We start from the raw sequence: 15,488 nt of genomic DNA, 5'->3' as shown, positions 1-15,488 counted from the left end.
TGGCATGGCGAACAACGCAATGGAACCGGACGAACCGAAACCGAAACGCAGCGCGAAAAGCAAGCCAGGCGGCAAAACGGCGAAGCCGTATGAGCGTCCACGCGGGGGGCAGGCCCGCGCGATTGGCGATCTCATGCCTCAAATCGGACGCACAGCCTTTCGCCGCTTCGGTTTCGTCCAATCGAGCGTCGTTACCCGCTGGCCGGAGATCGTCGGCGAAGTCCACGCCCGCGCATGCGTGCCGGAGGCGATACGTTTTCCGCCCGGCGAGAAAAGCGAAGGCATCCTGCAACTGGTGGTGAAACCCGCACACGCCCCCCTGATTCAGCAAGTCATTCCGGAAATCATCGAACGGGTAAATCGCTTCTTCGGATACAATGCCGTCGCCCGGGTCAAGCTTCGGCAAGGTGTGGTTAAGGCACCCGATGCTCAAAAGCGCGCCAGCGCGCCGCCTTCGTTGAAACCTATCCCGATGGAACTGGGTGATAGCTTGCGCGACATCGGGGACTCCGAACTGCGCACAGTGCTTGAATCGCTCGCCCGGAGCCTGGGCGGCAAGGAGGATGGGAAAGAGTGAAAATACTGCCGAAAGCCCTCACATTCTGTGCTCTCGCCGCCGTTGCCCTGCTCTCGGTGGCAGCGACGCATCCTTCATGGCTTACATACGTCGCCAAAACGGATGCAGGCGGCTACCGCATGGGCAATCCCGATGCGAAAATCGCCTTGATGGAATTCGTCAGCTACACCTGTCCTCATTGCGCGCATTTCCAGAAGGAAGCGGATGGCGCAATACAGCTTGCCTATGTCAATCCTGGGCTGGTTTCAGTCGAAGTTCGCCATGTCATCCGCAATCCGGTGGACCTGGCAGCCGCTCTGCTTGCCGAATGCGGCCCGAAGGACAAGTTTTTCGGCAATCACGCCGCCATTCTCCGTAATCAGGACGAATGGCTCCCCCGTGTGACATCGGCAAGCAGTGCCACCCAAGTGCGCTGGCGCAGTGGCCCCATGGGGCAACGGATGCGCGCGATCGCCAGCGATGTCGGCTTTTACGACATCATGACGAAACGTGGATATGACCGTGTCGCGGCCAACCGCTGTCTTTCCGATGACGCCGCCGCCCGCCGTATTGCGACCCAGAGCGAGGCCGGCGCCGATGCTCTCGGTGTCACCGGAACTCCCAGCTTTGCCATCGACGGCGTACTGCTGAGCGGAACGCACACGTGGGATACTCTGCAACCGCAAATCGCTGCGCGCCTTTGATCCCATCCAACTGAAGCCGCCGATATCTGTGGAATAGCCCATATCCGGAGCCATGCCCGCTTTGCCCGCCGCGCCCCTTGGGCTAACCTCCCGATCGACAGTAAGGACCAACCATGACGAGATTGCTTCGCCCCGCCGCCCTTGCAACCCTGATGGCCCCAGTGGTGCTGGCCCTCGCTGCTTGTGGCTCGGACAATGACGCAGCAGCAACCCAAAATGCGGGGCCGATTGCCGCCATTGCCCCTCCCGCGGGCAAGCAGTGGTCGGAGGTAATCAGTGTCACCGACGAAGATGGCTATCGCATCGGCAATCCGGATGCCCCCCTCAAGCTTGTCGAATATGCATCGCTGACCTGTCCGCATTGCGCTCATTTCTCCGAGGAAGCCGGAGGGGCATTGCGCGACAAATATGTCGCGAGCGGCGTAGTCAGCTACGAATTGCGCAATCAGGTGCATGACGGGCTGGACCTGACACTGGCCATGTTGGTTCGCTGCGGCACTCCCGAAAGCTATCCTGCATTGAGCGAGCAGGTGTGGGCCAACCTGCAAGACATCGTAAAAGGCGTTCAGGCCAATTCCGCGAAAGTGGAAGCCGCGATGAAGCAGACCGATCAGACTACACGCTACAAGACGATTGCCGATGCCGGCGGCCTGACCGACTTTTTCGCTGCACGTGGCATTTCCCGTGAGCAATCGGCCACTTGCCTTGCCAAGCCGGGATTCGCGGAAGGGATCGTCAATCGGTCCGAAACCCAGTCGGAAGAACTTGGAATTGAGGGAACACCCACTTTCCTGCTCAATGGCCGCAAGCTGGATGAGCAAAGTTGGGACAAGCTTGAACCGGTGCTTCAAAATGCAGGCGCGCGATAATGCGCCAGGCTGAGTAGCGGGGGCGGGTCGCGATGAAGATCAAGAAGCTCAAACTTTCGGGCTTCAAGAGCTTTGTCGAACCTGCTGAACTGCGCATCGAACCCGGACTGACCGGGGTTGTCGGCCCGAATGGCTGCGGTAAATCCAATCTGCTGGAAGCGATCCGCTGGGTCATGGGCGAAAATTCGCCCAAGTCCATGCGCTCTGGCGGGATGGAAGATGTCATCTTCGCGGGAACGACCCAACGCCCACCGCGAGATTTTGCCGAAGTCGTCCTGCAATGCGAGGATTCGGAGGCAGAAGAACTTGAAGTCACACGCCGGATAGAACGCGGCGCTGGCAGCGCCTATCGCGTCAACGGGCGCGATGTGCGCGCAAAGGACGTCGCGCTCGTCTTTGCGGATGCAGCAACCGGCGCACATAGCCCTGCCTTGGTCAGTCAGGGCAAAATTGCCGCAGTCATTGCCGCAAAGCCTGCTGAACGGCGGCAAATGCTGGAAGAGGCGGCCGGGATTGCCGGGCTGCACGTCCGCCGGAAGGACGCGGAGAGCAAGCTACGTCAGACCGAAGCCAATCTGGCCCGGCTGGAAGATATGATGGCTGGTCTGGATTCGCAGATATCGACTCTGCGACGCCAGGCACGACAGGCGGAACGCTACAAAGCCCTCTCCGCACAGATTCAGGTGGCGGAAGCGCGGCTGCTCTTTTCCCGTTGGCGCGACGCAGCGCAAGCCGCCGATGCCGCACGTGCCGAAGCCCAATCGTGCGACGCGAGGGTTGCCAACGCGCAAGCCGCAGCTACCGAGGCTCAGAAAGCACAAGCGGAAGCCGCAACAGCACTGGCCCAGGTGCGTGACACGCTGGCTGACAGACGTGACGATGCCAGTGCCCACGGGCATCGCATGGCGACTCTGACGAGCCAGCTGGAGGCAGCGGAACAACGGCTGGCGGATCTCGAACGTCAGCATCGCAGGCTGGAAGAGGATCGCGGCGATGCCGACCGGCTGACGAGAGACGCCGCCGAGGCATTGGCCCGGCTGGAAACCGAATTGGCCGACAACGAAAAGGCGCTCGCTGCGGACGAACAGGCTCGACCCGGTATGGCGGCGAAGCTTGAAGATGCCGAACGCAGCGCCCGCGCCGCCGAGCTTGCCTTGGCCAAGGCGACAGCAGACCATGCCGGAGTTGAAGCCGAATGGCGCGTGGCAGAGGCCGAACTGGCGCAGGCACGGTCGCGTCTGGAGCGGCTGGATCAGGAAGTGAGGCGCCAGGAAGAAATGCGCGCAGCTCTGACCGCGCAGGAAGATCCTGAACGCGCGGTCACCGACGCCAAAGTTTCAGTAGATCAGGCCAGTGCTAGATTGTCCGTCCTGCGTGACGATTTCGCCAAACGACAAGGTCGCAAGGAAGAAATGGCCACGGCGCGCGACGATGCAGAGGCCATGCTGGCTTCCGCAAAGGCCGAACTCACTGGAATAGAGAGAGAATACAACGCATTACTGCGGGATCGTGAGGCACGGGCCAAGCAGGCCGCAAACAAGCACGGCATGCCTGCTGCATTGGACAAGGTGCGTGCCGCACCCGGTTACGAACGAGCGCTTGCCGCCGTGCTTGGTCGTGATGCCAAGGCACCGCTTGGCCAGCCGGATACGGTGGTGGAAGGGCGATTCTGGACCGGCAGCGCCGTCCCTCCTTCCGTGGCAGACAGCCTTGCTTCGCATGTGCCCGACTGCCCTCCCGAACTCGGTGCCCGTCTTGCTCTCGTTCATGTGGCGGACGCGGACGATGGACGTGACCTTGCCCCGGGCGAATGGCTGGTTACGCGCGATGGCCTTCTGCGACGCTGGGATGGGTTCATCGCACGGGGCGAAGGCGCCGCCGAGGCCGCCCGGCTGGAAGCGGAAAATCGCTTCGTCGAACTGGAAGAGGAATTGCCCGGCAAGCGCGCTGCTGTAGATGCTGCCACTTCACGCCAACAGGCTGCGCAGGAGGCTCTCAGCGAACTGCAACGCGCCCTGATTGCGGCGGAACGCGAGATAGCTGCGGCTGCGGATGACGAACGCAAGGCTCTACGCACACTCGATCAGGCAGAAGCGGCGTGGGAACGGCACGCCTCCCGCCTGGCCGAATTGGCGAGGACAGCGACCGACCTGGAGGAACAGCGCGAACAGGCCGAAACAGAGTGGAAGAATGCGGAAGCCAAGCTGGCGAACTTGCCGGATCCGGAATTGGGCAGGTCCGCGCTGACTGCGGCTCAGGCCAAACACGAGGCGGCCCGCTCCACCCTGCAAACCGCCACTGCGACATTGGCCGCCCACGATCAGGCTCTGGCTGTAGCGCGGGAGCGAACTGCCACTCGCGCCGCCGATATCAAGGGTTGGCAGGCCCGATCTGACGAAGCCACGCGCCGCCTTTCCGAAATGGCCCGCCGGTTCGAGGAAATCGAAGAAGAACGCACGATTGTCGCAGCCAGGCCTGCCGCATTGATGTGCGACATCGAGCAGGGCGATGTCGTTCGCGAACGGTTGAACCGGGAACTTGCCGCTGCGGAAGCGGCGCTGACGGAAGCCGAAGTCGCCGCAAAGGCCATCGACGCTCGCCTCGCGGAAGCAACGGAAATGCTTGCCAGCGCACGCGAAGCCCGTGCCGGGGCCAGTGCGCGAGCGGAAAACGAAGAGACGCGGCGCAGTGAGATCGCCCGAATATCGGGCGAACGGTTCCAATGCCCTCCGCCCTTGTTGACCAGCCGGTTCGATTTCGATGAGCAGGACATCACGGATCCCAACGACGAGTCCGCCGCCCTCGAAAAGCTCACTTCCGACCGGGAGCGAATTGGCCCGGTCAATCTCGTGGCAGCCGACGAACTTGCCGAAATCGAGACCCGCCATGGGGAAAGCGCCGCCGAACAGGCCGAATTGGCCGAAGCAGTCCATCGTCTGCGCGGGTCCATAGGCAGTCTCAACCGCGAGGGGCGTGAACGGCTGCGCGCCGCCTTTGAGAAAGTCGATACGCACTTTCGCCGTCTCTTCACGCGGTTGTTCGAAGGCGGGCAAGCCCACCTTGCACTGATCGATTCCGACGATCCACTGGAAGCAGGGCTTGAGATCTTCGCTCAGCCCCCAGGCAAGCGCCTCCAGTCGCTCAGCCTGCTGTCGGGCGGGGAACAGGCGTTGACCGCCGTGGCGCTTATCTTTGCCCTGTTTCTTACCAATCCTGCGCCGATCTGCGTGCTCGACGAAGTCGACGCGCCGTTGGACGATGCCAATATCGATCGCTTTTGCGACCTGCTCGACGCCATGAACCTCGAAACGCAGACTCGCTACCTGATCGTGACGCACAATGCCGTCACAATGAGCCGCATGAACCGCCTGTTCGGTGTCACCATGGTGGAAAAGGGTGTTTCCCGGCTCGTCAGTGTCGATCTGGGCGCGGCAGAGGAATTGCTGGCCGCCGAATAGGTTCGCAAACCTTGCCCCTGCCCCTCGCCATCGCTACATGGCGCGGCAACTCCGTACATTCACAAGTCACCCCCGAAGGACGACGCATGGCCGCCCAATACGCATATGTCATGAAGAGCATGACGAAGACTTTCCCCGGCGCGCAGAAGCCGGTGCTGAGCGATATCAACCTGCAGTTTTATCAGGGTGCCAAGATCGGCATCGTCGGGCCCAACGGCGCGGGTAAATCCACACTGATGAAAATCATGGCCGGGATCGATACCGACATCACCGGCGAAGCATGGCCCGGCGAAAATATCACTGTGGGCTATCTGCCGCAGGAGCCGGAACTCGACCCGACCAAGAACGTCCTTGAAAACGTCAAGGACGGCGCCCGCGAAATCGCCGACATGGTCGATCGGTTCAACGCGATTTCGGCTGAAATGGGTGATCCGCAGGATGACACCGATTTCGACGCCCTGATGGAAGAGATGGGCACGCTTCAGGAGAAGATCGACGCAGTCGATGGCTGGACGCTCGACAATCAGCTCGAGATCGCAATGGAGGCCTTGCGCTGCCCGCCCTCGGACTGGGAAGTGTCCACTCTTTCCGGCGGTGAAAAGCGTCGCGTCGCCCTCACCCGCCTGCTGATCCAGAAACCGTCAATTCTGCTGCTGGACGAACCGACCAACCACCTCGATGCCGAAAGCGTCGAATGGCTGGAAAGCCATCTCAAGGAATATGCCGGCGCGGTGCTGATGATCACCCACGACCGCTACTTCCTCGACAACGTGGTGGAATGGATTCTTGAACTCGATCGCGGGAAATACTTCCCCTACGAAGGCAACTATTCGACCTATCTGGAAAAGAAGGCCAAACGCCTGGCGCAGGAAGAGCGTGAGGAAAGCGGTCGTTCCAAGGCCCTTCGGGAAGAACTGGAATGGATCCGGCAGACGCCGGCTGCCCGCCAGACCAAGTCGAAAGCCCGTATCCGCAAGTTCGAACAACTGCAGGAAGCGCAAAGCGACCGCAAACCCGGCAAGGCACAGATCGTCATTCAGGTGCCGGAACGGCTGGGTGGCAAAGTCATCGAGGCCAAGAACATTTCGAAGGCCTATGGTGACAAGCTGCTGTTCGAAAACCTCTCGTTCATGTTGCCGCCGGGCGGCATCGTGGGTGTGATCGGGCCGAACGGCGCAGGTAAATCCACGCTGTTCAAGATCATCACCGGCAAGGAAACACCTGACGAAGGCGAGATCGAAATCGGCCAGACGGTGCATCTCGGCTATGTTGATCAAAGCCGCGACCACCTCGACCCGAAGAAGAACGTCTGGGAAGAGATTTCCGACGGGCTCGATTACATGAAGGTCAACGGTCACGACATGAGCACGCGGGCCTACGTCGGCGCGTTCAACTTCAAGGGTGCGGACCAGCAGAAGAACGTAGGCAAGCTCTCTGGTGGTGAGCGCAATCGCGTACACATGGCCAAGATGCTGAAGGAAGGCGGCAACGTGTTGCTGCTGGACGAACCGACGAACGACCTCGACGTGGAAACGCTTGCCGCGCTGGAAGACGCAATCGAGAATTTCGCCGGCTGCGCCGTGGTCATCAGCCACGACCGTTTCTTCCTTGACCGTTTGGCAACGCACATCCTCGCTTTCGAAGGCAACAGCCACGTCGAATGGTTCGAAGGCAACTTCGCTGCATATGAAGAGGACAAGCGTCGCCGGTTGGGTGATGCGGCAGACCGGCCGACACGGCTCGCATACAAGAAACTGACTCGCTGACGGTCACATCGACAAAAAAGGGGCCGCGTACTTTCGGTACGCGGCCCCTTTTTGTTTGAAGAGATGAAATTCCGGGTGCCCGGTTCAGCTTTGCGGTTGCCGCTGGCGTCCCGAAGACCGTTGCCCACCGTTATTCCGGTTGCCATTGTTCTGGCCACCGCCACGCTGGCCGCCGTGCCCCTGGGCCTTGCGTCCACCATCCTTTTGTGGAGCAGAACGAGCATCATGTGAACGCGAAGAATTGCCCCCGCTGCGCGCGGGACGTGCCTGCCGTTCCTCATGACCGCGCTGGCCATCGGCCCGGCCCGGTTGGATATGAGTCCGGTCCGTGCGCGGCCTCGCAGGCCCGCGCGACTGGCCCTGTGACCGCTGATCCCGATCGCCCTCGCGCCTGCCCCGTCCATCGTTGCTGCGACCACCTTCGCCACGGCCATCGTTGCGGCGGCCATCATTACGACGGCCGCGTGGCTGGTTTTGCGCTCTGCGGCCATCTTCCGACACCGCTGCCTGTACGGCCTTACGCGAAGGCAGTGGCAACCGTGCGGCTTCCTTCGTGAAATCTTCAGGGAGCGGTTGCTGCGTCAGCTTCACTTTGGTGAGGCGTTCGATATCGCGGAGATACGCTTTCTCATCGGGCGCCACGAAGCTGATCGCTACGCCATCTGCACCGGCACGCGCCGTGCGGCCGATACGGTGCACATATTGTTCCGGCACGTTCGGCAACTCGAAGTTGAACACATGGCTCACGCCCGGAATATCGATTCCGCGAGCAGCGATATCGGTTGCAACAAGGATCGCTATCGAGCCGGAGCGAAATCCCTTGATCGCGGCCGTCCGCTGCGCCTGGCTCTTGTTACCGTGGATTGCAGCGGCCGGAATCCCTGCCGTGGACAAATGGCGCACCACGCGGTCCGCGCCATGTTTGGTCCGCGTAAAGACCAGCGCACGATCAATGGAACCATCGGCCAATCCACCGCGCAAGCTCAACGTCAGAAGCGCCTGCTTCTCAGGTTGATTGAGGAATGTCGCGAATTGTTCGACCCGCTCTGCCGTGGTCGATTGCGGCGCGACCTCGACACGAACCGGGTCATGGATGAATTGCTTGCCCAGATCCGCAATCGCCTTGGGCATAGTGGCGGAAAAGAACAGACTTTGCCGTTCCTTAGGCAACATCGCGGCAATCCGCTTTAGCGGGTGAATAAAGCCGAGATCCATCATCTGGTCGGCTTCATCGAGCACGAAAATCTCGACATTACGCAATGTCAGCGCACGTTGATCGACCAGATCCAGCAATCGGCCAGGCGTTGCGACCAGAATGTCGCAGCCCGGCACCAGCGCGCGAGCCTGTCTGCCAGCCGGAACGCCGCCAAATACGCACTGGATATTGAGCGCGAGGTACTTTGCGTAGCCGCGCATGTTTTCGGCGATCTGGGCAGCCAGCTCTCGCGTCGGCGACAAGACGAGCATGCGGCAGGAGGCATTCTTGCGCGGTTGGGGGTCCGCTGCGAGACGGTGAATGGAGGGAAGCGAGAACGCGGCGGTCTTGCCCGTCCCGGTCTGGGCAATGCCCAGGAGGTCACGGCCCTGCAACAGCGCCGGAATAGCCTGTTGCTGAATGGGGGTCGGATCGGAATAGCCCTTGCTGCCAAGCGCACGAAGAAGAGGCTCGGCCAGACCGAGTTCTGAAAAATAAGACATGAGATGCTTTCGATAAATAACGGCGCGCGCGCAATCGCGGCGCGCGGTCAGGGTTCGTAAAATCGCGACCCTGCGTGAATAAGGAAGCTTAAGCTGGTTTTGGTGATCATTCGTCCGCGCAGGCCCCAATTATCAATGGGCCTCACGCTGCTACGGACGGCGAAGGGACAAGTCCCCGAACACCAATCGCGGGCACATCTAGTGTGCGCTGCAATAAAACGCAAGCGAGTTGCGACTGGTCAGGCTGAGCCTGCTTTCTCCGCCGTTTCCTGTTTGGGCAGGAAATCCTTGGCCAGCGCATGATAAAGCCTTTGCTTGCACACCAGAGAGCCGGCCCAATCCCCGATCAATGCGGTTGCGAACAAGGGCAGGATCATGCTGCTGCTCGATGCCGTAGTCTCGGCCAGAATAATCACCGCAGTCAGTGGCGCTCGCACTACGCCGACGAAATATCCCGCCATCCCCAACAGAATGATTGCCCCGGCATCATCAGAGGGGAACAAAGGCGTCAGCAATTCGCCAAAACCGGCGCCAACGGCCAGAGATGGGGCGAAAATGCCGCCTGGAAGCCCGCTGGCCGCTGTCGCCAGCGTGCTGAGCAGTTTGGCCGGGCCGAACCACAAGGCACTCTCTCCACCTTCCAGCAATGCCCTGGTCGGTTCGTAGCCGGTGCCCCAGGTCATTCCGCCAGTGACAACGCCAAGAACGGCCACCAGCAAACCACAGGCCAGCGCCGCAAGCATCGGCCGTTTGCCAAGCAAGCTGGAAAAGCGGCCCTCTGGCCCTCTTAGAGCGAGCAACCAGCGCGAGAACAGCCCTCCGGCAACCCCGCCGACAATACCGGCGAGAGGAGCCGCGACAAGCACTGTCGAAACGGGCAAACTGGCCCCCATCTGGCCGAAGTAAATGTAATCGCCAGCGATCCCGAGACTGGTAAGGCCTGAAATCATCACCGCTGCCATGACCAGCACAGCCACACGCTGTTCATAGGCGACAGCCAATTCCTCGATCGCGAACGCAATTCCCGCGAGCGGCGTATTGAACGCAGCCGACACGCCTGCCGCGCCACCGGCGATCATGACACCGGGCGTTAATTTCACCCGAAACAGCCGGTGAACTTTCACCATGATCGCAGCAGCAACCTGCACGGTCGGCCCTTCGCGGCCGACTGACGCGCCGCCCAGCAAGGCGCCCACAGTCAGGAACAGCTTGGACAATCCCACGCGCAAGGACAGAAGCCTCGCGCTATAACGTCCTTCCGCATTATGGCTGGCCGCAATGACCTGCGGAATGCCAGAGCCGCGCGCCTCGGGCGCGAACCGCCGGGTAATGGCCGCGAACAACACGAACAGAAACGGCGTCCAGATCAACGGCAGCCACCACGCTTCGTTTTCCAGGCGCGAAAAAGCGGACTGCGCAAGGTCGCCCATCTTGGCGAATGCGAGAGCAACGAGACCAACAAGCAACGCAGCGACCAGAGTTGCCACGCGACGGCGCCAATCGTCCAATTGGACGGGCTCGGTCGGCAGAGCGCCTGCGACACGATCGGCAATCCGTCGGAAAAATTGCATGCAGGGCTCCTAGAGGCGGGAAGCCCTCAGGTCCAGTGAAGGAAAGAAACTCTTGGTAACCTTCAGGTTTGTTCATGTTACAGTTCATAAACATGAACAAAGGCCTATGCGCCCGGTTCACCTTCGCGACAGGCCGACTCGGGTAATACAGGCTTCGTAATAAGCCGCCTCCCACTCATGCGGCCTGACGGATGGAGATGCCGCAATGCATGTGAAAGAAATGCTGAGATCGGGTGGCATGACAGCGCTGGCCGCTGCAATGGCGATTACCGCCCTTCCCGCTGAAGCTCTCGCCAATTCGGATAACAAACGAAACTGGAACAACGACAATCGGAGCGCCAGAGTCGAACGGCGGGGTGACAACCGTGCCGCCCGGATAGACAATCGCAGCGAACGACGCGCGGAGCGTGTCGAACGCCGGGCAGACATTCGCGCGCAGCAAGTGCAGAACCGCACCAACAACAGTGACTCCAGGCGAGTCGAACGTATGGGCGATCGTCGGGCCGCGCAGATTGAACGCAACAGCGAACGTCGTGCCGCGCAAATCGAGCGACGGGGTGACATTCGTGCCGCACAAGTGAATGCCCGGAGCGAACGCCAGGCCGATCGCATCGAACGTCGCGATACCCGTACCGCAAACCGGGATCGCATGGCTGAACAAAACCGTAATCGGAGCTATGCCGACCGCGACCGCAATCGGACATATACCGACCGGAACCGGAATCGGGACGACCGGCGCTATGACCGCCGCGATGCCTATCGGGACGGATATCGGAATGGGCGGGACGACAGCCGCAAATGGGATCGCCGCTGGCGCGACAACAACCGGTACAATTGGTATAATTATCGTAACAAGCACCGGAATGCCTACCGGATCGGCCGCTACTATTCACCGTATAGCCACTGGTCCTATCGCCGCCTGACTGTGGGCTTCTTCCTGGACTCGCTGTTCTATTCGAACCGCTATTGGATCAGCGATCCCTACAACTATCGCTTGCCGTCCGCATACGGCCCCTATCGCTGGGTACGCTATTATGACGACGTGCTGCTGGTGAACATTTATTCCGGTGAAGTGGTGGACGTGATCTACGACTTCTTCTGGTAACGAATAGCCCCTGCCGTTTGAGTGGTTCGGCAGTTTTGGGCAAGGAACCCCCGCCTCTTCCCTCGGGCGGGGGTTTTCCTTTGCCTGACGCTTAGCGCACCTGCCCGGCTGCTATGCCTTTGGCGTGCCGAACGGCAGCATGCGCCAAAGGTTGCCATCCCGGTCGACAACCATGTGTTTGATGACACCCAGCAAATGCAGGCCCACCAGCAGAATCATCAGACTGCCCAGGGTCGCATGGAATTCGAGAATCTCATGTCCGGTCTTTTCCCCGAAACCCACCGGCAGAACGGGCCAGACAAATCCGAACATATCGATCGGAGCCTTGTAACCCGACATCCCGATCCAGCCGAGGAGCGGCAAGGCAAGCAGCAGGATATAGAAGATCGAGTGGGTCACGCGAGCAAGTACCCGCTCCCAGACAGCGAGGCGTGAGGACAGTGGTGGAGGACGGTGCACCAGCCGCCAGATGATCCGTGCCAAAGTGGCCAGCAGGATCGCCATGCCGATAGCGAAGTGCCAGCTCATCACGGCCCCTCGCTCCGCCTGCGGAAGATTTTCGGCCGCTTCGGCAATGCGCCAGTTGGCGATGACTCCGATCGCGATAGCCCAGTGCAGGAGCATCGCGACAAGCGAATAGCGGCTGCGCGCCGCGGGGGTTCCCAAACTCTCCATAAGCATAGTCTTAACTGCTCGTGTCTTTTCGGCAACCCGGTTTGCACAGCCCCCTTGCGATGCCGGGCATCCGCTTCCAAAGGTGGCTGGCGATGAAACTGTTCAAGCGGAAATCAACCGGCTCGCCCGACCGGGAAGCCCTCGCCCGCCTCGGAGCCTCTGTCCGCGAACGGCTGCAGGCGGATCCGAATGTGCATAAATTGCCGACCGAAGATGCAGAGATCTATGCGCTGGGCGCGTTTTTCGACGCCGCGGAATGTTGGCAATTGACCACGATGATCGACACGGTCGCCCAGCCCTCGACCCTGTTTGCATCAAGCGAGGCCGAAGCGGACTATCGCACATCGTATTCCGGCAATCTCGATCACCACCACCCGTTCATTCAGATGATTTCACGGCGGATCGACGATCTCCTGGGCCTGCCTTCCGAATTTGGCGAAACACTGCAAGGGCAGCGATATCATCCCGGTCAGCAGTACAAGGAGCATCACGACTGGTTCGCGATGGAGACCGATTACTGGAAGACCGAACGCAAGCGCGGTGGACAACGCTGCTGGACGGCCATGGCTTTCCTGAACGATGTAGAGGAAGGCGGGCACACCTATTTCACGCGTGTCGGCCTGTCGGTAACACCTCAAAAAGGGGCGCTGCTGGTATGGAACAATGCCAACCCCGACGGCACGCCCAACGAAATGACAATGCATGCGGCAAACCCTGTCATCAAGGGCGTAAAGCATGTCGTGACGAAGTGGTATCGCGTCCGCGAATGGGGCTGAACACGCGCGCCAGGATGAATTCTATTCGTGGTGTTCCCGATCTGCGGGACCTACCCCTTCCAATTGCCCCAGCCTGGCCAGGACATGGTCTATCTTGCGATGGAGCCGAAGCAGTTCGATCGTAGTGCGCAGATTGACCTCGTAATCGTGACGGGCGGACACCCGGTCCTTCTGCGCCTGGCGATTCTGGCTCATCATGATGATCGGAGCCTGCAATGCCGCCAGCATCGACAGCATGAGATTGAGGAAAATGTACGGATAGGCATCGAACGGATGCAAACCGAAGTCTTCCAATACGCGGCTGTTGATGACCATCCAGGTCAGCAAGACCACGGCAAAACTGCAAATGAAGGCCCAGCTTCCCCCAATCGCGGCCACCTTGTCAGATAGCCGATCCCCGAAAGTCATCTTTGCGGCGGCCCGCTCGTCGGCATCGAGGCCCATGACTTCCCCGGTCGAAACGCGATGGAGCACCGCGCGTTCTTCCACGTCCAGTTCCGCAAAGGGACGGCCAAGCAGCTCCTTTGCCAGAGCTTCGGGACTGGTATCAAGTTTCATGCCGCCCCACCTCGCAGAAGATTACCGGGACAATGCCTCTTCGATCAGCTTGCGCGTGTTGGCAATGCCATAAAGCGCAATGAAGCTGCCCATGCGCGGCCCTTGAGAGGACCCCAACAGCGTTTCGTAGAGCGCCTTGAACCAATCCCGCAAGCTTTCGAAACCGAATGCTTCGTCTTTTCCGATTTCATAGACTTTGGTCTGAATGTCTTCCGCTGCGGTATCTTCCGGCAGCTCCGCAAGTTCCCCATCCAGCGCCTTCAGCGCGGCCGCCTCATTCGCGGCAGGTGCGCGATGATGGAGCGTCGGCAGCACGAAATCCCGATTATAGGCCAGGGCCGGATCAACGAGATTGTTCAATTCCGGATGATCCGCCGGGTTCGCATCATGGACGTAGTTGCCCAGATAAGACCAAACCTGATCATGCGTAGCACGGGGTCCCAGTACCCCAACGAGATTGAGCAGAAGCCCGAAAGTAACGGCGAGTTTGTCCCCCGCACCGGGTGCGTCCGCCCCGGCAACCCCTCCATTCGCACGGCTCAGATGCCACACGGGATTACCGAGTTGCTTGTCGAGATCCTGCTCTGCCAGCCGTTCCCGGAACTGCCAGTATTCATCGACCGCGCGCGGAATGATCCCGATATGCAGTTGCTTGGCGCTCTTCGGTTCGCGGAAGAGGTAAAAGCCGAGGCTTTCTTCCGTACCGTACCGCAACCACTCTTCGATCGTGAGCCCGTTGCCCTTCGACTTCGAGATCTTCTCCCCCTTCTCGTCGAGGAAAAGTTCGTAGATCAATCCTTCCGGGCGCCGCCCACCAAGAATCTTCGCGATCTTGCCAGACTGGGTGACACTATCGGTCAGATCCTTGCCGCACATCTCGTAATCGACGCCCAACGCGACCCAACGCATTGCCCAGTCGACTTTCCATTGCAGCTTGGCCTGTCCGCCGAGAATCGATTGCTCGACCGTACTGCCATCCTCGTCAGCGAAACGGATGATGCCTGCTTCCGCATCGACCACTTCGACCGGGACCTGAAGCACCACTCCGCTTGACGGGCTGACCGGCAAAACCGGTGAGTAGGTCGCCTGCCGCTCTGCCCGCAGGGTTGGCAGCATGACGTCCATGATCGCACCGTAATTGCGCAACACGTTGCGCAACGCATCGTCGAATGCGCCGGAATTGTATCGATCGGAAGCGGAAACGAATTCATAGTCGAAGCCGAAGCGATCGAGGAATTCGCACAGCATCGCATTGTTGTGATGCGCGAAGCTTTCATACTTTCCGAACGGATCGGGAATGCGGGACAACGGCTTGCCGAGATTGGCCGCCAGCAGTTCCCCATTGGGGACATTGTCCGGCACTTTGCGCAGGCCGTCCATGTCATCCGAAAAAGCCACCAGCCGAGTGGGGGCACCGTCAGTAAGCACTTCATAGGCACGGCGTACCAGCGTGGTGCGCAATACTTCCTGGAAAGTGCCGATATGCGGCAAGCCCGACGGACCATAGCCGGTTTCGAACAACACCGGCTCACCACCCGGTTTCCCTTGCGGGAACCGCTTGGCGAGCTTGCGGGCCTCCTCGAACGGCCATGCCTTGGACGTCTTCGCGGCTGCGATCAGAGTGCTGTCAGTCATGGCCGAGCCCTTTCGCGGAGATGCGCGCTTTTCGCAAGTGCGCAAAAGCCGCGCCCTCCAGTCAGAGGATGCAAATCGCCCTGTCTTCCCCTAGGCACAGGGTTGGGAGAGGAGACT

The 15,488-nt window shown here is 60.3% G+C and carries 12 protein-coding genes; 7 read left to right on the top strand and 5 right to left on the bottom strand.

The genetic code is table 11. The features are described 5' to 3' along the window. Nucleotides 1-4: 4 nt before the first annotated feature. From MB02_RS15100 to ettA, 5 genes are all read left to right on the top strand, one after another. Complete coding sequence (locus tag MB02_RS15100) at nucleotides 5-577, top strand: DUF721 domain-containing protein (protein ID WP_156495544.1); 573 nt, start codon at nucleotides 5-7, stop codon at nucleotides 575-577. Next, nucleotides 574-1,260, top strand: coding sequence for a DsbA family protein (locus MB02_RS15095; RefSeq protein ID WP_067539537.1), 687 nt, complete (start codon nucleotides 574-576; stop codon nucleotides 1,258-1,260). The genes MB02_RS15100 and MB02_RS15095 overlap by 4 nt, the downstream gene beginning before the upstream one ends. Nucleotides 1,261-1,373: 113 nt before the next feature. Then, entirely contained in the window at nucleotides 1,374-2,129 is a 756-nt protein-coding gene (locus MB02_RS15090) for a thioredoxin domain-containing protein (protein WP_067539534.1), read from the top strand. A 32-nt stretch (nucleotides 2,130-2,161) separates the two neighbouring features. After that, on the top strand, nucleotides 2,162-5,587 hold the full coding sequence (gene smc / locus MB02_RS15085; RefSeq protein WP_067539531.1) for a chromosome segregation protein SMC: 3,426 nt from the start codon (nucleotides 2,162-2,164) through the stop codon (nucleotides 5,585-5,587). A gap of 86 nt (nucleotides 5,588-5,673) precedes the next feature. Further along, entirely contained in the window at nucleotides 5,674-7,353 is a 1,680-nt protein-coding gene (gene ettA, locus MB02_RS15080) for an energy-dependent translational throttle protein EttA (RefSeq protein ID WP_067539528.1), read from the top strand. 84 nt (nucleotides 7,354-7,437) lie between these two features. Here ettA and MB02_RS15075 read toward each other — a convergent pair whose 3' ends face one another. After that, nucleotides 7,438-9,051, bottom strand: coding sequence for a DEAD/DEAH box helicase (locus MB02_RS15075; protein WP_067539525.1), 1,614 nt, complete (start codon nucleotides 9,049-9,051; stop codon nucleotides 7,438-7,440). A 239-nt stretch (nucleotides 9,052-9,290) separates the two neighbouring features. Beyond that, a complete protein-coding gene (locus tag MB02_RS15070) occupies nucleotides 9,291-10,622 on the bottom strand; it encodes a chloride channel protein (RefSeq protein WP_067539522.1) in 1,332 nt (443 codons plus the stop codon). A 205-nt stretch (nucleotides 10,623-10,827) separates the two neighbouring features. Here MB02_RS15070 and MB02_RS15065 point away from each other — a divergent pair, with 205 nt between their 5' ends. Continuing rightward, nucleotides 10,828-11,727, top strand: a complete 900-nt coding sequence (locus MB02_RS15065) for an RcnB family protein (RefSeq protein ID WP_067539520.1) — start codon at nucleotides 10,828-10,830, stop codon at nucleotides 11,725-11,727. Between the two features lie 111 nt (nucleotides 11,728-11,838). Here MB02_RS15065 and MB02_RS15060 read toward each other — a convergent pair whose 3' ends face one another. Further along, nucleotides 11,839-12,393 (bottom strand): cytochrome b, encoded by a 555-nt coding sequence (locus MB02_RS15060; protein ID WP_235829540.1) that lies wholly within the window; start codon nucleotides 12,391-12,393, stop codon nucleotides 11,839-11,841. A 101-nt stretch (nucleotides 12,394-12,494) separates the two neighbouring features. On the opposite strand from MB02_RS15060, the gene MB02_RS15055 reads away from it, so the two are divergent. Continuing rightward, a complete protein-coding gene (locus tag MB02_RS15055; RefSeq protein ID WP_067539816.1) occupies nucleotides 12,495-13,178 on the top strand; it encodes a prolyl hydroxylase family protein in 684 nt (227 codons plus the stop codon). 21 nt (nucleotides 13,179-13,199) lie between these two features. On the opposite strand, the gene MB02_RS15050 is transcribed toward MB02_RS15055, so the two are convergent. Beyond that, nucleotides 13,200-13,736, bottom strand: coding sequence for a DUF1003 domain-containing protein (locus MB02_RS15050; RefSeq protein ID WP_067539514.1), 537 nt, complete (start codon nucleotides 13,734-13,736; stop codon nucleotides 13,200-13,202). Between the two features lie 21 nt (nucleotides 13,737-13,757). After that, entirely contained in the window at nucleotides 13,758-15,371 is a 1,614-nt protein-coding gene (locus MB02_RS15045) for a lysine--tRNA ligase (protein WP_067539512.1), read from the bottom strand. Nucleotides 15,372-15,488: the final 117 nt, after the last annotated feature.

The sequence above is a fragment of the Croceicoccus estronivorus genome, from assembly GCF_001625325.1.
GTDB lineage: Bacteria > Pseudomonadota > Alphaproteobacteria > Sphingomonadales > Sphingomonadaceae > Caenibius > Caenibius estronivorus.
This window is presented reverse-complemented; position numbering and strand designations above follow the sequence as displayed.

What these genes read in the sequence shown, in the direction of transcription:
- MB02_RS15100 (WP_156495544.1), top strand. Translation starts at nt 5, where the DNA reads ATGGCGAACAACGCAATGGAACCGGACGAACCGAAACCGAAACGCAGC.
- MB02_RS15090 (WP_067539534.1), top strand. Translation starts at nt 1,374, where the DNA reads ATGACGAGATTGCTTCGCCCCGCCGCCCTTGCAACCCTGATGGCCCCA.
- smc (WP_067539531.1), top strand. Translation starts at nt 2,162, where the DNA reads ATGAAGATCAAGAAGCTCAAACTTTCGGGCTTCAAGAGCTTTGTCGAA.
- ettA (WP_067539528.1), top strand. Translation starts at nt 5,674, where the DNA reads ATGGCCGCCCAATACGCATATGTCATGAAGAGCATGACGAAGACTTTC.
- MB02_RS15075 (WP_067539525.1), bottom strand. Translation starts at nt 9,051, where the DNA reads ATGTCTTATTTTTCAGAACTCGGTCTGGCCGAGCCTCTTCTTCGTGCG.
- MB02_RS15070 (WP_067539522.1), bottom strand. Translation starts at nt 10,622, where the DNA reads ATGCAATTTTTCCGACGGATTGCCGATCGTGTCGCAGGCGCTCTGCCG.
- MB02_RS15065 (WP_067539520.1), top strand. Translation starts at nt 10,828, where the DNA reads ATGCATGTGAAAGAAATGCTGAGATCGGGTGGCATGACAGCGCTGGCC.
- MB02_RS15055 (WP_067539816.1), top strand. Translation starts at nt 12,495, where the DNA reads ATGAAACTGTTCAAGCGGAAATCAACCGGCTCGCCCGACCGGGAAGCC.
- MB02_RS15050 (WP_067539514.1), bottom strand. Translation starts at nt 13,736, where the DNA reads ATGAAACTTGATACCAGTCCCGAAGCTCTGGCAAAGGAGCTGCTTGGC.
- MB02_RS15045 (WP_067539512.1), bottom strand. Translation starts at nt 15,371, where the DNA reads ATGACTGACAGCACTCTGATCGCAGCCGCGAAGACGTCCAAGGCATGG.